This is a genomic window from Streptomyces griseoflavus (assembly GCF_014649995.1).
GTDB lineage: Bacteria > Actinomycetota > Actinomycetes > Streptomycetales > Streptomycetaceae > Streptomyces > Streptomyces griseoflavus.
Window position 1 is genome coordinate 173615 of sequence record NZ_BMUC01000004.1, and the last position, 20335, is coordinate 193949.

Sequence of the window (20335 nt, forward strand, 5' to 3'; positions counted from 1 at the left end):
CTCCCCCGGCGCCGTCCCGCACCGCACGCGCGGTGCGGGACGGCGTCCCGGGCGGCCGGGCGGATGCTCAGCGGGGCAGGGCCCGCAGCATCAGCCGGCGCGGCCGGAGGGTGATGCCGATCCGGGGCCGGATGTCCGAACCGGGCACGTGCGCGAACCGGAAGGCGGAGGCGATCACCGCGGTGAGGAGCGTGAGCTCGGCCATCGAGAAGTGGTCGCTGGGGCATTTCCGGTTGCCCACGCTGAACGGGCTCATCGCGTACTTGGGCACGTCCTTGGACCGCTCCGGGAGCCAGCGGTCGGGGTCGAACTCCTCGTTCCGCTCGTAGGAACGCCGGTCGCGCTGGATGGCGTACGGACTGTAGATGAGGTCCGCCCCCTTGGGAATGCGGTATCCGCCGAGTTCCGTTTCGGCCACCGCGCGGCGGGTCAATATCCATACGGCCGGATACAGCCGCAGCGTCTCCGTGACGACATTCGCGGTGTAGGTCAGCCGTCGGACGTCTTCGAATGCGACCGGGCGGTCCCCGACGACCGCTTTCACCTCCTCGCGGATCTTGTCGCCGAGTTCCGGGTGCTCGGTGAGAACCAGGAGGAGCGACATGATCGTCGCCCCGACGGTTTCACTGCCGGGGGTGAGTATGGCGATGACCTGATCGTGGATCTCCTGTTCCCCGATGGGGTCGCCATTGTCGTCCTTCGCGTCCAGCAAAGCCGTCAGCAAATCGTCCGGCTTTTGACCGCTTGCCCGTCGGTCGGCCACGATCTCGTCGACCAGGACATGCAAATCGGTCAGCGCCCGGTTGAATTCCCGATTGGCCGGAACCGGCACCTTGTAGAGCGGCCCGAGCGGGACCACCATGCGCTGGTACATGCCGCTGAACAGGGCGGCCAGGTCGGTGCAGATGCGGTCCGCCCGGGCGTCCATGTAGCTGCCGCGCATCAGGCAGCGGGCGGCGATCCGGACGGCCGCCCGGAAGGACTCCGCCGTGATGTCGAGCTCCTCGCCGGAGTTCCACCGGTCCACGAGCGCGTACGCCTCCTCCGCCATGATCGGCCCGTAGGCGGGGATCGCGTCGAGTTTGAAGGCGGGCTGGATGGTCCGGCGCTGACGCCGGTGCAGCGGGCCGTTGGCGGTGGCCACGCCCTCGTCGCCGAGCAGGTCCTGCAGGGACTCCCACAGTGGGCCGGCGATGATGTAGTCGGGGCTCAGGGCCACTTCCCCGGTGAGGGCGGGGGTGGTGACGGCGTACACCGTCTTCGGTCCGAGCTTCAGGCGCACCACGTCGCCGTGGTCGCGCAGGGCGGACATGAAGGCGAGCGGGTCGCGCGCCAGCTTCCAGCCGTGGCCGAGGACGGGGAGCCCTCCGCCGGCCAGGGGCGGCTCGCGCCGTGCGGTCGTCCCGGACGCTCCGGATTCCACCGATTCGACGGTCATTTCTCACCTGCCGCTTCGTTGTCGACGTACGGGGGTGTGGACCGGTCGTCCCAGCTGTCGACCCGGTACCGGCCGGACTCGTGGTGGAACCAGTAGACGGAACTGAACCAGTTCCGCATCGTGGCGACGCAGGTGCGTACGGCAGCGCCCGTCTCCTTCCCTCCCACCGTGCCGTCGTCCAGACCGTCGGCGAAGCGTAAGGCTTCCTTCTCGGCCTGCTGGAATTCCCGGATGCATTCCTCCACACGGTGCCTGACTTCGGCAATGGCTTCTTCGAGTGTCAGCCCCTCGTGAGTGACGAGACTGATGCCGAGATTGTGCACCTCACTGCCCGCTATTTCCTTCGGGAGTGAGCACAGGTCGTTGTACCAGGCGGCGAATTCCTGACTGAGCAGTGCCGCCTTCCGGTATGCCGGGTTCTTCCGCACCGCCTCGGGAAGTTCACTGCCCGCGCTCGGTTCCAGCAGGTCGGTCCAGATCCGGTGCGCGAAGGTGAGCCGGCGCAGTTCCAGGTATTCCTCGACGGTGGGGACGATTCCCTCCGTGCGGTTGTGGAATTCCTGGTCGTACGCCTCGATCACCGTGTGGAAGTGCCGGGCGAACCGCGCGTTCCAGGTGTCCGGCAGGAACCCGTACAGCCGCAGCACGCTGTCCGCGAGACCCGCGACCACCGGATCCTCGTGGCCGAGGTGGTCCCCGGGGCTGTCGAGGGCCGTGTGCAGCCTGTCCTTGAGCAGCCGCCACGAGGCGGGGCGGCCGTGGACGATGTCGCGGTCGTGCCGGTCGTCCCAGACGAAGAACCACGCGCTGTAGTCCGCTATCGCCTGGAGCACTTCGTCGGGGGCGGTCGTGTAGTACCCCGCCATGAGGTCGGTGTAGCACAGGCCGTCGGCATATTCCGCCACCTTGTCCGGGGACATGAGCCGCTTTTCGAGCAGCCACGCCCGCGTCGTCTCCTGAAGCTTCGGCCAATACGGGTGGAGTTGCCGGGGAAATTCCTCCTCGATCACCGGAAGGGAGAGCGCCGGTGGAACTGCGACGGTGGTCGGTGTCGATGTGGTGCCGTGTGACAGAGCATGCACGAACAATCCCCTCTCAGCCGCCAGTTGGCGCGTGCCCACCCCCGAGCCGGGCGCACGCCGCGCGTATCACCGCACCTCCATTCAGCACCACGACTGACCGTTCTGGGAACGGATTTGCTTCATTCGCCGGTTCTCCGCACACGAAAACGCACGGCGCCCGGCCGGACGGGGTCCGGCCGGGCGCCGTGCGCGGGGCGGTGAAGGGGCTGCTCCCGCCGCCGGTCAGTCGTTGGCGACCACGGGGTAGCGCGGCTCGTTCTCGGCCATCTGCCGCAGCGCCGCCTTGCGCTCCCGCTTGGAGAGCCGGTCGATGTACAGGTAGCCGTAGAGGTGGTCGGTCTCGTGCTGCAAACACCGTGCGAAGTAGCCGGTGCCGCGTACCCGGACCGGGTTGCCCTTCTCGTCCTGGCCGGTCACTTCGGCGTAGTCGGGGCGGGCCAGCGACGCGTACGCGGTGGGCACCGACAGGCAGCCCTCGCTGCTGTCGTCCAGCCGGCGCCGCTCGGCGGGCAGCTCCACGAGCTTCGGGTTGCAGATCACGCCGGTGTGCCGCACGCCCTCGTCGTCCGGGCAGTCGTAGACGAAGACCTTGAGGCCGACACCGATCTGGTTGGCGGCCAGGCCCACACCCTCGGCGGTGCGCTGGCTGGCGAACATGTCGGCGACCAGCTGCTGGAACTCCTCGCCGAAGTCGGTGACGTCCTGGCACTCCTTGTGCAGCACCGGGTTGCCGACCACCGTGATCGGGCGCGAGGTGCCGCGCTCCCGCCAGGCCGCCTCGCGCTCCTCGCAGTCCTCCGTGTCGATGACGTACCCCTCGTCGTCGACGGGGAGCACGCCCGCGTGCTGCTGATCGGTGTCCTGCTGAGCCATGACCGGGGTGTGCCTTCCTGGGAAAAACGGGGGTGTGGTGCGGATACAGCGTACGGCGAACGGCGCGGGCGGCCGTCCCTAACAGACCTCTTCGAGATCCCGCCAGTCCCGGGAATCGGGGCTGTCCGCGACCCATCCGTCCAGCAACCCCCGGACCAGCGAGGCCGGCGCGGCAAGCCCGCACTCGCGCTCCGGCACCCACGACTGCCCGTCCGTGACGTGGCCCAGCGGTCCGGGGTGCCCCGGCTCGCTGTGGTCGTGCGGGTCGAGGTGCTCGCCCTCGCCCTCGTCGGACGGCATCCGCGACTCCGAGCACATCCGGCACAGCAGCCGCACGGAGGACGACCAGTCCTCGGCGGCGAAACCGGCGTCGGAGGCGAGCTGTTCCAGCGCGTCCCGGTCGGCCTCGGAGGCGGCCTCCAGCAGCACCACCCAGGTCGGCACCGGCGAGGGCGCCCACAACTCGATCTCGTCGAACACCGGGTAGGTGTGGCCGGCGGCGGTGCTCCGCTCGCCGTGCGGGACGCCGTCGTGGAGCACGACCTCGCCCCAGCGGCGCCCGGAGGACGGCAGCGGAATGGACAGCACCTCGATCCGGGCGGGGTCCAGGCGCCGGCCCCACACGACCTCCGCCTCCCCCTCCGGGGAGAGCCGGACGGCCGCGCTGCCCAGGTCCATGCCGAGGGGCTCACCGGAGTCGGTGGCCGGCCCCGGCACCTTCAGTCCGTAGGCCTGCCAGGCCCGCCGGGCCAGCGGCCAGTCCTGCAGGGCGGTGGCGGCGATGCCGACGTTCCACCAGTCGGGAGCGCCGGCGTCGCGGTCGAGCAGCGCCACGGCGCGCAGACCGGCCGCGCGGGCCTGCTCCCAGTCGTGCCGGAACTTGTGCAGCAGCGCGAGGTTGAACCAGGACTCCGACAGCCAGGGTTCCAGGTCGGCGGCACGTGTCAGCAGCGCGCCCGCGTCCTCGTACCGGCCGTCGCCGATGAGCGTGAACGCGCGGTCCGTGGCCTGCCGCCAGGAGGCGGAGGGCCGGTGCCGTCCCTTGCCGAAGATCCTCACGATTCCCGCCTGCCAGTTCCGTTCGGTGGGCCGGCTGTTCCGCACCGCGCCCCCGGACACCCTCTCCTTCGCATCCAACCACGTACGGCCGCGAGGACGCTCATTACCCATGGGTTACCCAGCCTCGTACGGGGTCAGACAGCCGTGTTCGCGGCTCTCACCGCGAGCGGTCCGGGTACTCACGCGCCTCCTCCGTCTTCCGGGACAGGACTCGGGCCAAGGCGTCGACGACCTCCGGCGCGTACTCCCCGGCGGCGGCGAGCCTCAGTTCCTCCAGGGCGGTCAGCGGCCCGCCGGGACCTCCTTCCCGGGACTTCTCCTCGTACGCGTTCACCACCCGGACGATCCGTGCGGCGAGCGGCTGCTCCCCGTGCGGATCGGCCTGGCGTTCGACGATACGGGCCACCCGGGGGTCGACGCCGGTCTGGCGTACGACCGCGCCGCCGAGCAGGGCGATCCGCCGCTGCTCGGTGACCGGCAGTCCGGCGGTGGCGCCGGCGGGGACCGGGTCGACGAGGCTGAGCTGGCCGATGTCGTGCATCAGTGCCGCGTGCTCCAGCACGTTCAGTTCGGCCTCGGTCAGCCCGAGGTCCCGGCCCACCGCCCGGCTAAGGGCGGCGACCCGGCGGGCGTGCCCGGCGGGGGTGTACCCGGCGATCTCGGTGGCGCGCGCCAGGGAGGCGATGGTCTGCCGGTAGGTGGCGCGCACGGCCGCGTACCGCCGGTAGGACAGTTGCGCGAGCAGCAGGGGGACGGAGAAGACGGGCAGCGCCCACAGCCCGACGACCGCGACCCCGAGGGCCATCACCGCGCCGGTGGCGATGACGGCCGCGCCGATGCCGGGAACGGCCCGCAGCTCGTCGCGGAGCATCGGCAGGAAGGGCCAGCCGGTGCGGGAGCGGGCGAGCGCGGCGGCCAGCACGGCGTCGCACAGCGCGGACAGGGACAGCAGGGCGAGCAGCAGCAGCGCGTGCGCGGGCCCGCCCCAGTCGTCGAAGGCGCCCCTGCCGGAGAGCGGCTGGAAGCACACGGCGACGAAGCCGACGGCCAGCACCCGGCGGGCCGGTGCGTCGAGGGCGGGCCCGTCGCCGCGCCCGACGTGCGGCACGCTGCCGAGCAGGGACGCGGCGAGCACCACGGTGACGACCTGGGCGGCGCCGGGCTGGGCCGGGCGTCCGGCGATCTCCCCCAGCAGCGCGTACGACAGCGATCCGGCGGCGGCGAGCGGCGCGCCCTCCCGGACCAGCGTCCCGCCCCGCCGGGTGAGCTCGCCGACGGTGACGAGCACCCCGAAGGCCAGGGCGGCGCCCCGGTCCGCGACGCCGTGGTGGAGGGTGCTGCCGAGGCAGCCCGCGGCGAGGACGACGGCGCAGACGTGCACGACGGTGTGCAGGCGGGGCCTCACCGGCGCGCCCCGGGGCGGTCGGTGAGGTTCCGGGCGGCGGGGCCGGGTACGGGGGTGGCGCGGGTGTCGTCGGCGGTCACCGCGGGATGCCATCCCGTCCGGCCGACGGCCCGGACCAGCGCGCTCACCATCCGCGGGTCGAAGTGGGTGCCCGCGCACCGGCGGAGTTCCTCCAGCGCGGCCGGGACGGGCCGCGCCCGGCTGTAGGAGCGGGTGGAGGTCATCGCGTCGAAGGCGTCGGCGACGGCGACCACCCGGGCGGACTCGGGGATCTGACCGCCCGCCAGTCCGTAGGGGTAGCCGGATCCGTCGAGGCGCTCGTGGTGGTGCAGCACCGCCGCGCGGGCCTCGCCGAGGAAGGAGATGCCCCGCACCATCTCGTGTCCGTACTCGGGGTGCAGCTCGATCACCCGGCGTTCCTCGGGGGTCAGCGGGCCGTCCTTGGTGAGCAGCCGGGTGGGCACGCCGAGCTTGCCGACGTCGTGCAGGATGCCCGCGAAGCGCAGCACCTCGACGCGTTCGTCGTCCAGGCCGAGTTCCCGCGCGATCATCGTCGAGGCCCGTCCGACGCGTTCGCTGTGCCCGCGCGTGTAGCCGTCCTTGATGTCGACGGCCTGGACGAGGGCGCGGATGGTGGCCTGGTGGGCGGCCCGCTCGCGGTGGGCCTGGGCGAACGCCCACCAGGAGACGCCCATCGGCAGCAGCACCAGCAGCGCCGCCACGGGGCCGTACGTACTGCGCCACAGCAGTGCCATCATCAGCCCGGCGAGTCCGTGCACGGTGAGCGGGGCCAGGGATCTCAGGAACCTCCCCGCCCAGCCGGCCGCGGCCGCCGTCCGGGCTCCGCGCGGGAGCGGGCCGGCCGCCGTCGCCGGGACGCCGCCGTCGAGCAGCGTGAGCACCAGGCAGAACGCCAGCACCGCGGCCCCGGCCGCCACGAGCGCGCCCGGCACGTCACAGGCCGCCACGGCGTCCCGGCCCCCGGCCGCCAGGTGGGCCCGGCTCGCGGCCCACACCGCGAGGACGAGCCGGCCGGCCCGCCACAGCCGGCGCACCCGGCGCGGCCGCTGCTCCACGGGGAGCAGCAGCGCCCCGGGCAGCGCGACCAGCGCCGCGGCCTGCGGCGGCAGCAGGAAGGCCCCGGCGAGCAGGACGGGGTGGAAGATGCCGCCCGGATACGGGGCGGGGACGAGGCGCGACCGGGCGACGCGCTCGCAGCCGGCGTACAGCGCGGCGAGCAGGACGACGGGTGCCCAGGGGATCCGGGCGCCGGGCGGGAGCCCCGGTGACGGGAGCCCCGGGAGGGGGAGCAGACTGAGCAGGGCCAGCAGGGTGACACCGGCGACATACGCCCGGGCCCTTGCCGGTAACGCCTCCATGAGCCCCTCCCCCGACCGTGCCCGCCGCACTCGGCGTGACGTCCGCCAGGCTCTGGAGCCTAGGGCGGCGGGGGGTGCCTCCACGGGCCGATAACCCGCGGATTAGCACGTACGAGTGACAGGAGGGCCGGGGGCCGTCAGGAGTTCAGGACTCCTGGGGGGTGGCCGTGACGTCCTGGTCGGGGACGGCCTGGCCGGAGCGGATCAGGTCGATCCGCCCCATCACCTTGGAGCGCAGGTCGCCCGGCACGTCGTCCTGGCCGCAGCAGCGCTTGACCAGCTTCTTCACGGCCTGCTCGAGCCCGTACTTCTCCAGGCACGGGGAGCATTCCTCGAAGTGGTGCTCGAACTTCACACAGTCGGAATCCGGCATCTCACGGTCGAGGAACTCGTAGAGATGATCGAGGATTTCGCTGCAATCCGTCTCGTGCGGCTCTCCGCAGCTCATGACCCCGAGCCTTTCGCTTCGTTCGACTCCCCGGCACCGGCCGGGACCAGCCCGCGCTCGCGCGCGTAGTCCTCGAGCATGCCGCGCAGCTGGCGGCGCCCCCGGTGCAGCCGGGACATCACCGTACCGATGGGTGTCCCCATGATGTCGGCGATCTCCTTGTAGGCAAAGCCCTCGACATCGGCGAGGTACACCGCGATGCGGAACTCCTCGGGGATCGCCTGGAGTGCTTCCTTCACGTCCGAGTCGGGCAGGTGGTCCAGCGCCTGCGACTCGGCGGAACGCAGACCGGTCGACATGTGCGACTCGGCGCGCGCGAGCTGCCAGTCCTCGATCTCCTCGGCCGCGCTGCGCTGCGGTTCACGCTGCTTCTTGCGGTAGGAGTTGATGAAGGTGTTGGTGAGGATCCGGTACAGCCACGCCTTGAGGTTGGTGCCTTCGCGGAACTGGTGGAAGGACGCGTACGCCTTGGCGTACGTCTCCTGCACCAGGTCCTCGGCGTCGGCGGGGTTGCGCGTCATGCGCAGGGCGGCCGAGTACATCTGGTCGAGGAACTCGAGGGCGTCCCGCTCGAAGCGCGCGCTGCGCTCCTCGGTCGACTCCGCTCTCGCGCTGCCCCGGCCCTCGGGCTGCTCCGCCTGGCCGTGTTCGGTCCCTGAGTCGGTACCGGGAACCGGACCCACCTCCTCCAGTGTCGTCGTGAGACCGAGACCGGTCTCACCCGAATCGGAGGATAGACGACGATCCGGTCCGCCCGCCGCCCGAACAGGGGCGGTCTTCGCCGCGTGCAGCACCGTCCACTCCAGGTCGGCGCGGGCACTGCGGCTCGGGCAGAACGTGGAACCCATGCGGCGGACTCCCTCTCCTATGACGGTGGTGCCGTCGACCGGCAGATACGTCCGTCCCAACAGCGGGAGCCGCCCGGGCATTCCCGGGACTCAGCCGAGGGCCCCGGGACTCAGCCGAGGGCCCCGGTCCACCGCACGACGGCGCCGGTGACGACCGCCACGGCCTCGTCCTGGGTGATGTCCGCCCGCTTGGGCACGGCGAAGCCGTGATCGCCGTGCGGGACCTCGACCAGTTCGTAGGCCCCCTCGGGGAACTCCCCGGGCCTGCCGAACGGGTCGTTGCCGCCCTGGACGACGAGCGTGGGCACGCCGGCGCCCAGCAGCTCGTCGGCGCGGGACCTCTCCGGCCTGCCCGGCGGATGGAGGGGGAAGCTCAGGGCGAGGACGGCACGGGCGCCGAGTTCCGTGGCGGTGCGGCAGGCGACGCGGGCGCCGGCGCTGCGCCCTCCCGAAATCACCGGCAGGCCCGGTGCCGCCAGCGCGGGCCAGATGCCGCGCCAGCCGGTGTCCAGGGTCTTCGGAGCGGGGGCGACCTTCTTGCCGGCCACCCGCCAGGGCTGTTCGACGAGGGCGACGCTCACCCCGTGCGCGGGCAGCGCGGCGGCGAGCGCCCTGAGGTCCCGTGCCTCGATGCCGCCGCCGGCGCCGTGGCTCACGGCGAGGACCAGGCGGGCCCGGCCGGGGGCACGGTGCCAGGTGATGCGGGCGGGGCCGGCGTCCGTCCCGACGGTCTCGGTCACGTCCGTCACGTCTGCGTCTGCGCTGTGGGGGGTCACGTCAGAAGAGTGTGCCCTCTTCCGGTGCGGTCAGCTCCTTCAGCAGCTCCGGCCCGTTGTTGCGGACGTTGCTGACCGCCGTGGCGACCGGGTAGGCGCGCATCAGGCCGGCGGGCGGCGGGGCGAGCAGCTCGCGCAGCTCGTCGACGTCGGTGCGGGCCGGGTCCAGCCAGGCGTCCCAGCGGTCCGGGGTGAGCATCAGCGGCATCCGCGGGTGGATCTCGGCGAGGGCGTGCGGCCCGTCCGCCGGGGCCACGGCGAGCGGGCTGCTCTCCGCCTCGGTGGTGATGACGGAGCAGGTCACCCACCAGGCCAGGGGGTGGTCGTCGGGCAGCGTCCGGTCACGCCAGAACTCGTAGAGCCCGGCCATGGCGAACACGGAGCCGTCGGCCGGCGTCACGAAGTAGGGCTGCTTGCGGGGCCGCTTCTTCCGGCCCTCGACCTCCAGGTCGCGCTCCTCCTTGCCGGTGACCCACTCGTAGTAGCCGTCGGCGGGCAGGATGCAGCGCCGGGAGGAGAAGGCGCGGCGGTAGGACGGCTTCTCGTGGACCGTCTCCGCGCGGGCGTTGATCATCCGGGCGCCGCCCTCGGGGGTCTTCGACCAGGAGGGCACCAGTCCCCACTTCAGCTTCCGCAGCTGCCGAACCGGACGCGGGTCCGGCACGTCCTTGAGGGCACGGTCGAGAACGGCGTGGACCTCCTTGGTCGGCGCCACGTTGAAATCGGGCTCCAGGGTCTCCTCCGGCTCCCACTTCTCGATCCCGAAGATCCCCGCGAGGTCCTCGGGCCTGCGACTCGCTGCATACCGTCCGCACATACGTGCAACACTGCCAGACTCCGTACGCACACAGGGGGCGATCCGCCACACATGGAAAGCATGGTCAGCACCGCGTCCGCGTCGCTCGGCTCCCTCTGGGACGAGGTGTCCGGCACCCAGCCCGACCCCGACGCGTGGGTGGTCGTCGCCACCCTGGTCGCCGCCGCCGCGGTGGTCGTGCCTCCCGGGCTGTGGCGGCTGTCCCGCAACGCCATCACCATCGCGCACGAGGGCGGGCACGGGCTGGTGGCGCTGCTCACGGGCCGCACGCTGACGGGGATACGGCTGCACTCCGACACCAGCGGCCTGACCGTCAGCCGCGGCAAGCCGGACGGCATCGGCATGATCCTCACCGCGGCGGCCGGCTACACCGCTCCCCCGCTGCTGGGCCTGGGCGGCGCCGCGCTGCTGGGCGACGGGCGCATCACGCTGCTGCTGTGGCTGGCGACGGCGCTGCTGCTCGCGATGCTGGTGATGATCCGCAATGCCTACGGGGCGGTGTCGATGCTGGTCACCGGCGGTACGTTCGTCCTGGTGTCCTGGCTGGCCGGCCCCCAGGTGCAGGCGGCGTTCGCGTACGCGGTGGTGTGGTTCCTGCTGCTCGGCGGGGTGCGTCCGGCCTTCGAGCTCCAGGCCAAGCGGGCGCGCGGGGGCGCCGGGGACTCGGACGCGGACCAGCTGTCCCGGCTGACGCACGTACCGGCGGGGCTGTGGCTGTTCCTGTTCCACGCGGTGTCGCTGTGCTCCCTGCTGGGCGGGGGCAGGTGGCTGCTGGGGCTGTGACGCCGGCGGCACCCGCCGGGGGAGCCGAGCGGGTCCCCGCCCGCGGACGCGCAGGTGGCGGGCGGCCTTGCCGTCCCCCTCCTTATAGAGTGGCCCCATGGCCCCGAACCCCGCGCACACCGCTCTCTGGCCCGCCCCGCACGCAAGCGGAGCCGTCGACGCGACGGTCCACGTGCCCGGGTCCAAGTCGGTCACCAACCGAGCTCTCGTGCTCGCCGCCCTCGCCTCCGAGCCGGGCTGGCTGCGCCGCCCGCTGCGCTCGCGCGACACGCTCCTGATGGCGGGGGCGCTGCGCGCCATGGGCGTCGGGATCGAGGAGGGCGTGGGCCCCGACGGCACCGGCGAGGCCTGGCGGGTGCTGCCCGACGGTCTGCACGGCCCGGCCACCGTCGACGTCGGCAACGCCGGCACCGTGATGCGGTTCCTGCCCCCGGTCGCCACGCTGGCCGACGGCCCCGTGCGCTTCGACGGCGACCCGCGGTCGTACGAGCGTCCGCTGAACGGGGTCATCGACGCGCTGCGCCGGCTGGGTGCCAGGATCGACGACGACGAGCGCGGCGCACTGCCGATGACGGTGCACGGCGGCGGTGCCCTGGAGGGCGGCACGGTCGAGGTCGACGCGTCCTCGTCCTCCCAGTTCGTCAGCGCCCTGCTGCTGTCCGCGCCGCGGTTCAACCAGGGCGTGGAGGTGCGGCACACCGGGCAGACCCTGCCGTCCCTGCCGCACATCCGGATGACCGTCGACATGCTCCGCGCGGTGGGCGCCCAGGTGGACGCCCCGGAGTCGGGCGGCGAGCCGAACGTGTGGCGGGTCACCCCGGGCGCCCTGCTGGGCCGGGACCTGACCGTGGAGCCCGACCTGTCCAACGCCCAGCCGTTCCTGGCGGCGGCGCTGGTGACCGGCGGCAGGGTGGTCGTACCGGACTGGCCGGCCCGTACCACCCAGCCCGGTGACCGGCTGCGGGAGATCTTCACCGAGATGGGCGGCTCCTGCGAGCTGACCGAGTACGGGCTGGAGTTCACCGGTTCCGGGTCGGTCCACGGCATCGACGTCGACCTCGGTGAGGTCGGTGAGCTGACGCCGGGCATCGCGGCCGTGGCGGCCCTCGCCGACTCCCCGTCCACCCTGCGGGGCGTGGCGCATCTGCGGCTGCACGAGACGGACCGGCTGGCCGCGCTCACCAAGGAGATCAACGAGCTCGGCGGCGACGTCACCGAGACCGCCGACGGGCTGCACATCCGCCCGCGCCGGCTGCACGGCGGCGTCTTCCACACCTACGAGGACCACCGCATGGCCACCGCCGGCGCGGTCATCGGCCTGGCGGTCGAGGGCGTGCAGATCGAGAACGTGGCGACCACCGCGAAGACCCTGCCGGACTTCCCCGATCTGTGGACCGGGATGCTCGGGGCATAGGGGTCCGCCATGCGCCGCTACGGCAAGCACACCGACGAGGACGACATCCGCTCGCGCCCCAACCGCAAGGGCAACCGGCCGCGCACCCACATCCGGCCCAAGCACGAGGACGCCGCCGAGGGCCTGGTCCTCACCGTGGACCGGGGCCGGCTGACCTGCCTCGTCGACGACCGTGTCGTGCTGGCGATGAAGGCCCGAGAGCTGGGCCGCAAGGCGGCCGTGGTCGGCGACCGGGTGGCGATCGTGGGCGACCTCTCCGGGAAGAAGGACACGCTCGCGCGGATCGTGCGGATCGAGGAGCGCACCTCGGTCCTGCGCCGCACCGCCGACGACGACGACCCCTACGAGCGAGTGGTCGTGGCCAACGCCGACCAGCTCGCCGTGGTCACCGCGCTCGCGGATCCCGAGCCCCGCCCGCGGCTGATCGACCGCTGTCTGGTCGCGGCGTACGACGGCGGTCTGGAGCCGCTGCTGGTGCTGACCAAGTCGGACCTCGCGCCGGCCGACAAGCTGCTGGAGCTCTACGGCGACCTCGACATCCCGTACGTCGTCACCAGCCGCGCGGAGCTGGAGAGCGGGGAGGCGGCGGACCGGGTGCGCGAGCAGCTGGACGGCCGGATCACCGCGTTCGTGGGGCATTCCGGGGTCGGCAAGACGACGCTGGTCAACGCGCTGGTGCCCGAGGAGCGACGGCGGACGACCGGTCATGTCAACGCGGTGACGGGGCGGGGGCGGCACACGACGACCTCCGCGCTGGCGCTGCCGCTGGCGGGCGCCGGGGGGTGGGTGATCGACACCCCCGGGGTGCGGTCCTTCGGGCTCGCCCATGTCGACCCGTCCCGGGTCATCCACGCCTTCCCCGACCTGGAGCCGGGCACCGAGGGCTGTCCCCGCGCGTGCAGTCACGACGAGCCGGACTGCGCGCTGGACGCCTGGGTGAGCGAGGGGCACGCCGATCCGGCGCGGCTGTACTCGCTGCGCAGGCTGCTGGCGACACGGGAGCGCACCGAGGGCGACTGACCCTCGCGTGTTTGCCGTGGCGTGCGGACGGTAAGTGCATAATCGCACCGAGCCGGACCCGTACCTGCCGAACCCGGCGAAGCGGTCACCGAACGTGGACATGCGGGAGGACGACACATGGCGTGGCTGCTGGTCATCGTGGCCGGGTTGCTCGAGACCGGCTTCGCCGTGTGCCTGAAGCTCTCGCACGGGTTCACCCGGCTGTGGCCGACCGTCGCCTTCTGCGCGTTCGCGCTGGGCAGCTTCGGGCTGCTGACCATGGCGTTGAAGAAGCTGGACGTCGGTCCCGCGTACGCGGTGTGGACGGGCATCGGAGCGGCGGGGACGGCCATCTACGGGATGGTGTTCCTCGGGGACCTGGTGTCGACGCTGAAGATCGTGTCGATCACTCTGGTGATCGTCGGGGTGATCGGGTTGCAGCTCTCGGGGTCCGCTCACTGAGCCGTCTCAGGTGACCGGCTGCCGGTGCAGGGCGCCGCGGACCAGGTCGGCGACGCCGTCGTCGGCCGGTGGCGCGGCGACGCAGGACAGGGCGAGCCGGACGACGAGCTCGCAGGAGCGGGCCAGTTCGGCGGTGTCGCTCCTCGGGGCGCCGGGGCCGGCGAGGACGGCCGCGGCCCGGTCGCGGACGAGGGCGACGAAGTCGGCGGGTGAGGGCAGCGGGCCGTCGGCGCGGCGCTGGGCGGGGACGGTGGAGCCGGAGGGCGCGGCCGGGAGGGCCGGCGCGGGCAGGCGTTCGCCCCAGCATCCGGTGAGCATGGCACGGACCAGGGGGTTGCCGCGGGCGCTGGCGACGGTCCACTCGGCGGCAGCGGTCAGCCGGTCGCGCGGGTCGGCGTGAGCGGTGAGGGCGCGCTCGACACCGGCGAGGTAGCCGTCGGCCTCCCTGCGGACGAGGGCCCGGGCGAGGCCGTCCTTGCTGCCGAACTCGTTGTAGAGCGTCTGCCGGGAGACTCCGGCCGCGGCGGCCACGTCCACCATCCGCACCGCGGACCACGGCCGGCGTGCCAGTGCCGTGTATGCGGCGTCCAGCAGGGACTCCCGCGCTGCGGGCATCTTCGCCTCCCTCGGGGCGAGCGGCCGGTCCTGTGGTTCAGATTTGACGCGCCGTCGGGCACTGTCAAGGGTTCTCGGACCGGGCCCCCGCTGGCCCCGCGGCGACCTCGGCGGATACCGTTCGTTGCATGCCCGACTACCTTGACGACCTGCGTCTCGCCCACGTCCTCGCCGACGCCGCCGACGCCGCGACGATGGACCGGTTCAAGGCCCTCGATCTCAAGGTGGAGACCAAACCGGACATGACGCCGGTGAGCGAGGCGGACAAGGCGGCGGAGGAGCTCGTCCGCGGCCATCTGCAGCGTGCCCGCCCGAGGGACGCGGTCCTGGGCGAGGAGTACGGCGTCGAGGGCACGGGCCCGCGCCGCTGGGTGATCGATCCGATCGACGGCACCAAGAACTACGTGCGCGGGGTGCCCGTGTGGGCCACGCTGATCTCCCTGATGGAGGCCGGGGAGGGCGGCTTCCAGCCGGTCGTGGGGGTCGTCTCCGCGCCTGCCCTGGGCCGCCGCTGGTGGGCCGCCCGCGGGCACGGCGCCTACGCGGGCCGCAGCCTGTCGTCGGCCTCCCGGCTCCAGGTGTCCCGCGTCGCCGAGCTCTCCGACGCCTCCTTCGCGTACTCCTCGCTCAGCGGCTGGGAGGAACAGGGGCGGCTCGACGGCTTCCTCGACCTCACCCGTGAGGTGTGGCGCACGCGCGCGTACGGGGACTTCTGGCCGTACATGATGGTGGCGGAGGGGTCGGTGGACCTGTGCGCCGAACCGGAGCTGTCGCTGTGGGACATGGCGGCCACGGCGATCGTGGTCACGGAGGCCGGCGGTTCGTTCACGGGCCTCGACGGCCGCCCCGGACCGCACAGCGGCAACGCGGCGGCGTCGAACGGGCTGCTGCACGACGAGCTGCTGGGGTATCTCAACCAGCGCTACTGACGGCTCGCGCGGGCGGTGCGCGCCCCCGACCGGCGGCACGCGCCCTCTTGTTGACCCCCGCTTTGCCTGCCACTCTGAGAGTCCCCCCACTTGTGAACTTGTGAAATCGCGAACGAGCGGGCTTCCTCGCCCGTGACCTCGCGTTTTCCGGTAGGAGGTGGCTCCATCCATGCTCGTCCGTGACGCCATGAGCACCGTGGTCCTCACCATCGGCCCCGCCCACACACTCCGCCAGGCCGCCGCCCTGATGTCCGCCCGCCGGGTGGGCGCGGCCGTGGTCCACGACCCCGACGGCACCGGCATCGGCATCCTGACCGAGCGCGACATCCTCAACTCGCTCGGCCTGGGCCAGGACCCGGACACCGAGCGCGCCCACGCCCACACCACCACCGACGTCGTCTTCGCCATCCCGGACTGGACCCTGGAGGAGGCCGCCGTCGCCATGAGCCACGGCGGGTTCCGTCATCTGATCGTCCTCGACCGGGGCGAGCCCACCGGGATCGTCTCGGTCCGCGACATCATCCGCTGCTGGGCACCCCGGCGACAGCGGGCCCTGCACGCACCGGCGTAGGAAACGGGAGACGGGCCGGACCCCCGAAGGGAGTCCGGCCCGTCGATCGACAAGCGGTCCAGCGCTGGAATCAGCCGCGCAGGGCCTGCACCGCGGCCTCCAGCCGCTTGCCGAAGTCCTCGTCCGCCTGGCGGAAGTTGTTGATCGCGCGGTCGGCGATCTCGTCACGGGTGACACCGGAGATGGCGTTCGCCAGGTTGTTGACCAGGCGCTCCTTCTCCTCCTCCGTCATCAGGCGGTACAGGTTGCCGGCCTGGACGAAGTCGTTGTCCTCGGCGTGCACGGGCGTGACCGTCTCACCGGTGACGCCGGTGACCGGGATCGGCTGCCACAGCGGACGGCCGGTCTGGGCCGGGCCGCCGAAGCTGTTCGGCTCGTAGTTCTTCGCACCCTTGTGGCGGCCGTCGTACAGGTAGCCGTCACGGGAGTGGGTGCGCGCCTCGGTGGCGTGCGGGCGGTTCACCGGCAGCTGGTCGGCGTTGATGCCGACGCGGTAGCGGTGGGCGTCGCCGTAGCCGAAGAGGCGGCCCTGGAGCATCTTGTCCGGGGAGGGACCGATGCCCGGCACGAAGTGGGCGGGGCTGAAGATGGACTGCTCGACCTCGGCGAAGATGTTCTCCGGGTTGCGGTTGAGCTCCAGCTTGCCGAACTCGATCAGCGGGTAGTCCGCGTGCGGCCAGACCTTGGTCAGGTCGAACGGGTTGAAGCGGTACGTGGCCGCCTCGGCCGCCGGCATGACCTGGACGTAGACGGTCCAGGACGGGAAGTCGCCGCGCTCGATGGCCTCGCGCAGGTCCCGCTGGTGGGAGTCGGGGTCCTTGCCCGCGAGGATCTCGGCCTCTTCGGCGGTCAGGTTCTTGATGCCCTGGTCCGTCTTGAAGTGGTACTTGACCCAGAAGACCTCGCCGGCCTCGTTGTTCCACTGGAAGGTGTGCGAGCCGAAGCCGTCCATGTGGCGGTACGACGCCGGGATGCCGCGGTCACCGAACAGCCAGGTCACCTGGTGCGTGGACTCCGGCGACAGGCCCCAGAAGTCGAAGACGTTGTCCGCCTCCTGCGAGCCGGTGTACGGGTCGCGCTTCTGGGTGTGGATGAAGTCGGGGAACTTGATCGCGTCGCGGATGAAGAACACCGGGGTGTTGTTGCCGACGAGGTCGTAGTTGCCCTCCTCGGTGTAGAACTTCAGCGCGAAACCGCGGGGGTCGCGCACGGCGTCCGGGGCACCGAGGTTGCCCGCCACCGTGGAGAAGCGCAGGAAGGTCTCCGTCTCCTTGCCGACCTCGGAGAGGAACTTGGCGCGCGTGTACCGCGTGACGTCGGCGGTCACCGTGAAGGTGCCGTAGGCACCGGCGCCGCGGGCGTGCACCACGCGCTCCGGGATGCGCTCACGGTTGAAGTGGGCCAGCTTCTCCAGGAGGAGCTGGTCCTGCACGAGGACCGGGCCACCGGCGCCCGCGGTCTCGCTGTTCTGGTTGTCGGCAACCGGAGCCCCGGCCTCCGTAGTAAGCGGTCCCTGCGTCACGTGCGCCTCCTGCGTCATCACTGACCAACCTGTCCCTTGGCTAAAGCCGAGCTCGATCCTACAATGGACAATGTCTAAGTCAAGTAAGGCTCCAAAGTCACACCCATTCGGGACCCGATCCCCCTGCTGTTAGGCTGGTGCCTATGAGTGACCTTCTGGAACGGCTCCGTGGACGTGGATGGCGGATGACCGCACAGCGCCGTGTCGTGGCCGAGGTCCTCGACGGCGAACACGTCCACCTGACGGCCGACGAGGTGCACGCCCGGGCCGTCGCCAAGCTGCCCGAGATCTCCCGGGCGACCGTCTACAACACGCTGGGCGAACTGGTCTCGCTCGGCGAGGTGGTCGAGGTCGCCACGGACAAGCGGGCCAAGCGCTACGACCCCAACGCCCACCGCCCGCACCACCACCTGGTGTGCGCGCAGTGCGGGGCGATCCGCGACGTCCACCCCACCGGCAACCCGCTGGCGGACCTGCCGGACACCGAACGCTTCGGCTTCACGGTCTCCGGCGTGGAAGTGACCTACCGCGGCGTCTGCCCGAACTGCGCGGCGCCGTAGCCGCCGACCGCGGACGCGAACGACGAGAGCCCCCGGCACTGACCAGTGCCGGGGGCTCACACACGACCGAGGGCCGGAACCCTGTCGGATTCCGGCCCTCGGCCTTCAGTAGCGGGGACAGGATTTGAACCTGCGACCTCTGGGTTATGAGCCCAGCGAGCTACCGAGCTGCTCCACCCCGCGTCGATGAAGGAAACACTACGTCAAGAGGGCCGACGGAAGCAAATCCGTCCCGGCACGGTGCGACCTCACGCCGAAAGCTCCTCCCGCAGCGCGTCCCGCAGCCGCGTGGCCCGCTCCGCCACCGCCACGGGCCCGAGCGCCACCGCCCGGTCGGCCCACCGCTGCCCCTCCGCCAGCTCCCCCCGCCGCGCGTACACCAACGCGAGCCGCAACGCCGCCCGCCCGTGGCCCGCGTCCGCCGCACGCGTCCACCACACCGCCGCCTCGGGCTCGCTCCCCTCCCGGGCCAGCAGCAGCCCCAGGTTGAACGCGCCGTTGCGCGACCCGGCCTCCGCCGCCTCCCGGTACCACCGGGCCGCCTCGACCACGTCGCCCCGTGCCGCGGCCAGCATGCCGACCCGCACCTGGGCCCTCCGGTGCCCCTGGGACGCCGCCCGCTCGTACCACTCCTCGCACTCGCTGCGCCGGTGCACCGGTTCCCCCAGCTCGTGCGCGGGCTCCGGCGGCCGGCGGGCGTCCAGTACCGTCGCCAGCCGGTAGGCGGCCTCCGCGCTGCCGCCGCCCGCCGCGCACCGCAGGAACCGCTCCGCCTCGCCCTCCTCGCCGTCCCGCAGCCGGGCCATGCCGACCTGCAGCGCCGCCTCGGTGTGCCCGGCGGCCGCCGCCCGCTCGTACCAGCGCAGCGCGGCCCGCTCCTCGCCCCGGCCGGCGTGCAGGATGCCCAGGTTGAAGGCGGCGTCGACACTGCCGGCCTCCGCGGCCTTGGAGAACCACGGCTCCGCGCCGGTCTCGTCCCCGGCCCGCAGCAGCAGGATCGCCAGCGCGTTCGCCGCCTCGCGGTGCCCGGCGTAGGCGGCCCGGCGGTACCACTGCTCGGCGGGGCCGGTCCGCCCCTGGTCGGCGCAGAGCAGCCCGAGGTTGTACGCGCCGTTGATGTCGCCGGCGTCCATCGCCGCCCGGTACCAGCGCTCGGCGGTCTGGGTCTCGCCGCGCTGGGCGTGCAGGGCGCCCAGCGCGTTGGCGGCGTTGCCGTCGCCGTCCTGCGCGGCGCGCAGCCACCACACGGCGGCGTTCTCGCTGTCACCGGCGTCGCGCAGCAGGAAACCGAGCGCGCACGCGGCCCGGGCCTCCCCGTCCTTGGCGGAGGTCAGGTACCAGCGGCCGGCCTCCTTGAGCTCGCCGCGCTTCTCCAGGATCGCCCCGAGGTGCAGCGCGGCCCGGCGGTGCCCGCGTGCGGCGGCCTGGCGGTACCACTGCTCGGCCTCGTCGGCCGGCGCCCCGCCGTCGTCGCCGGACTCGCGAGCGGCCCGGCGGTCCAGGGCGCGGGCCAGCCGGTACGCCGCCTCCCGGTGCCCCCGTTCGGCGGCGGCCCGCATCCAGCGCTCGGCCCCGCCGGTGTCCCCGCGGTGTTCCAGCAGGTCGGCCAGGGCGTAGGCGCCGAGGGCGTGCCCCTGCTCGGCGGCCTGGCGCAGCCAGTACTCGGCAGCCGGTTCGTCGCCGCGCTCGCGGTGGTGGCGGCCGAGCGCGTGGGCCGCCGCGGTGGAACCGGCGACGGCGGCGATCCGCCACCATCCGGCGGCCTCGTCGGGGTAGCCCCGCTGGTGCAGCAGGACACCCAGGTTGTTGGCGGCGGCGCGGTCGCCCGCGGTGGTGGCGGCACGCAGGTGGGGTTCGGCTCCGTCGAGGTCACCGCGGCGCAGCAGCATGGCGCCGAGCACGCTCATCGCCTCGACGTCACCGGCCTCGGCGGCGATCCGCCGGCGCAGCTCCTCCGCCGCCTCGTCGGCGGCTTCGCCGTCGCGAGGTTCCTCCCGAGGGAAGGACTGTACAAATCGTCCTGACGCGAACAGAGTTGCCTTGTCCCCCATACCATCCATCGTCGCACCACCTGCAACCTGGGTACACCTGGTATACCGCAGTCAGTGAGGTCACTACAGCGTTTTGTCGACATGCCCACAGAGAGACAAGTCAAACACAGATCGGCCAACTCCCGTCGGCGGCAGGGCCGTCGAAGGTCCAGGTACATGCGTTCGCCCATCACAAAGGCCCGGACTCCGTTGGGAATCCGGGCCTTTGTTGTCGCGACTGCGCGACGTCAGTAGCGGGGACAGGATTTGAACCTGCGACCTCTGGGTTATGAGCCCAGCGAGCTACCGAGCTGCTCCACCCCGC

The 20335-nt window shown here is 72.4% G+C and carries 20 protein-coding genes and 2 tRNA genes; 7 read left to right on the plus strand and 15 right to left on the minus strand.

Annotation, left to right across the window (positions count from 1 at the left end; genetic code table 11):
* Positions 1–67 precede the first annotated feature (67 nt).
* The 10 genes from IE172_RS11720 to IE172_RS11765 form a co-directional block, all read right to left on the minus strand.
* Positions 68–1438, minus strand: a complete 1371-nt coding sequence (locus IE172_RS11720; protein ID WP_190097110.1) for a bifunctional albaflavenone monooxygenase/terpene synthase — start codon at positions 1436–1438, stop codon at positions 68–70.
* Positions 1435–2520 carry an epi-isozizaene synthase gene (gene cyc1, locus IE172_RS11725; protein ID WP_190097111.1) on the minus strand — a complete coding sequence of 362 codons (1086 nt, stop codon included), beginning with the start codon at positions 2518–2520 and terminating at the stop codon, positions 1435–1437. Before cyc1 ends, IE172_RS11720 begins: the two co-directional genes overlap by 4 nt.
* Before the next feature lie 222 nt (positions 2521–2742).
* The gene (gene def / locus IE172_RS11730; RefSeq protein ID WP_190097112.1) at positions 2743–3393 is read right to left on the minus strand and encodes a peptide deformylase; all 651 of its coding nucleotides are present in this window, start codon (positions 3391–3393) and stop codon (positions 2743–2745) included.
* 78 nt (positions 3394–3471) lie between these two features.
* Positions 3472–4452 carry a tetratricopeptide repeat protein gene (locus IE172_RS11735; protein WP_190097335.1) on the minus strand — a complete coding sequence of 327 codons (981 nt, stop codon included), beginning with the start codon at positions 4450–4452 and terminating at the stop codon, positions 3472–3474.
* Positions 4453–4609: 157 nt separating this feature from the next.
* Positions 4610–5950: an HD-GYP domain-containing protein gene (locus IE172_RS11740; protein ID WP_190097113.1), complete on the minus strand. Its 1341-nt coding sequence runs from the start codon at positions 5948–5950 to the stop codon at positions 4610–4612.
* Positions 5854–7236, minus strand: coding sequence for an HD-GYP domain-containing protein (locus IE172_RS11745; protein ID WP_190097114.1), 1383 nt, complete (start codon positions 7234–7236; stop codon positions 5854–5856). Before IE172_RS11745 ends, IE172_RS11740 begins: the two co-directional genes overlap by 97 nt.
* Positions 7237–7381: 145 nt before the next feature.
* Complete coding sequence (rsrA, locus tag IE172_RS11750; RefSeq protein ID WP_189559286.1) at positions 7382–7684, minus strand: mycothiol system anti-sigma-R factor; 303 nt, start codon at positions 7682–7684, stop codon at positions 7382–7384.
* On the minus strand, positions 7681–8367 hold the full coding sequence (sigR, locus tag IE172_RS11755) for an RNA polymerase sigma factor SigR (RefSeq protein ID WP_190097336.1): 687 nt from the start codon (positions 8365–8367) through the stop codon (positions 7681–7683). The genes rsrA and sigR overlap by 4 nt, the downstream gene beginning before the upstream one ends.
* Before the next feature lie 275 nt (positions 8368–8642).
* The gene (locus IE172_RS11760; RefSeq protein WP_190097337.1) at positions 8643–9272 is read right to left on the minus strand and encodes an alpha/beta hydrolase family protein; all 630 of its coding nucleotides are present in this window, start codon (positions 9270–9272) and stop codon (positions 8643–8645) included.
* A gap of 37 nt (positions 9273–9309) precedes the next feature.
* Entirely contained in the window at positions 9310–10125 is an 816-nt protein-coding gene (locus tag IE172_RS11765) for an SOS response-associated peptidase (RefSeq protein ID WP_190097115.1), read from the minus strand.
* Positions 10126–10185: 60 nt separating this feature from the next.
* On the opposite strand from IE172_RS11765, the gene IE172_RS11770 reads away from it, so the two are divergent.
* The 4 genes from IE172_RS11770 (at position 10186) to IE172_RS11785 (ending at position 13783) form a co-directional block, all read left to right on the plus strand.
* The gene (locus tag IE172_RS11770) at positions 10186–10908 is read left to right on the plus strand and encodes a M50 family metallopeptidase (protein WP_190097116.1); all 723 of its coding nucleotides are present in this window, start codon (positions 10186–10188) and stop codon (positions 10906–10908) included.
* Positions 10909–11005: 97 nt separating this feature from the next.
* Positions 11006–12322, plus strand: coding sequence for a 3-phosphoshikimate 1-carboxyvinyltransferase (aroA, locus tag IE172_RS11775; protein WP_190097117.1), 1317 nt, complete (start codon positions 11006–11008; stop codon positions 12320–12322).
* A 9-nt stretch (positions 12323–12331) separates the two neighbouring features.
* The gene (gene rsgA / locus IE172_RS11780) at positions 12332–13342 is read left to right on the plus strand and encodes a ribosome small subunit-dependent GTPase A (RefSeq protein ID WP_190097118.1); all 1011 of its coding nucleotides are present in this window, start codon (positions 12332–12334) and stop codon (positions 13340–13342) included.
* A gap of 117 nt (positions 13343–13459) precedes the next feature.
* Entirely contained in the window at positions 13460–13783 is a 324-nt protein-coding gene (locus tag IE172_RS11785; protein ID WP_189559290.1) for a DMT family transporter, read from the plus strand.
* Positions 13784–13789: 6 nt separating this feature from the next.
* On the opposite strand, the gene IE172_RS11790 is transcribed toward IE172_RS11785, so the two are convergent.
* Entirely contained in the window at positions 13790–14398 is a 609-nt protein-coding gene (locus tag IE172_RS11790) for a TetR/AcrR family transcriptional regulator (RefSeq protein ID WP_190097119.1), read from the minus strand.
* Between the two features lie 128 nt (positions 14399–14526).
* On the opposite strand from IE172_RS11790, the gene hisN reads away from it, so the two are divergent.
* Positions 14527–15327, plus strand: a complete 801-nt coding sequence (hisN, locus tag IE172_RS11795; protein WP_190097120.1) for a histidinol-phosphatase — start codon at positions 14527–14529, stop codon at positions 15325–15327.
* Positions 15328–15496: 169 nt separating this feature from the next.
* Positions 15497–15898, plus strand: a complete 402-nt coding sequence (locus IE172_RS11800; RefSeq protein ID WP_190097121.1) for a CBS domain-containing protein — start codon at positions 15497–15499, stop codon at positions 15896–15898.
* Between the two features lie 70 nt (positions 15899–15968).
* Here the strand turns inward: IE172_RS11800 and IE172_RS11805 are convergent, their stop codons facing one another.
* A complete protein-coding gene (locus tag IE172_RS11805) occupies positions 15969–17420 on the minus strand; it encodes a catalase (RefSeq protein ID WP_190097122.1) in 1452 nt (483 codons plus the stop codon).
* A gap of 143 nt (positions 17421–17563) precedes the next feature.
* On the opposite strand from IE172_RS11805, the gene IE172_RS11810 reads away from it, so the two are divergent.
* Positions 17564–17980 carry a Fur family transcriptional regulator gene (locus IE172_RS11810; protein WP_190097123.1) on the plus strand — a complete coding sequence of 139 codons (417 nt, stop codon included), beginning with the start codon at positions 17564–17566 and terminating at the stop codon, positions 17978–17980.
* Positions 17981–18089: 109 nt separating this feature from the next.
* Here the strand turns inward: IE172_RS11810 and IE172_RS11815 are convergent.
* The 3 genes from IE172_RS11815 to IE172_RS11825 all read right to left on the minus strand — a co-directional run bounded on the left by IE172_RS11815 (position 18090) and on the right by IE172_RS11825 (position 20335).
* Positions 18090–18163: transfer RNA gene (locus IE172_RS11815), tRNA-Met, on the minus strand.
* A gap of 65 nt (positions 18164–18228) precedes the next feature.
* Positions 18229–20040, minus strand: a complete 1812-nt coding sequence (locus tag IE172_RS11820; RefSeq protein WP_190097124.1) for a tetratricopeptide repeat protein — start codon at positions 20038–20040, stop codon at positions 18229–18231.
* Between the two features lie 222 nt (positions 20041–20262).
* Positions 20263–20335, minus strand: a tRNA-Met gene (locus IE172_RS11825).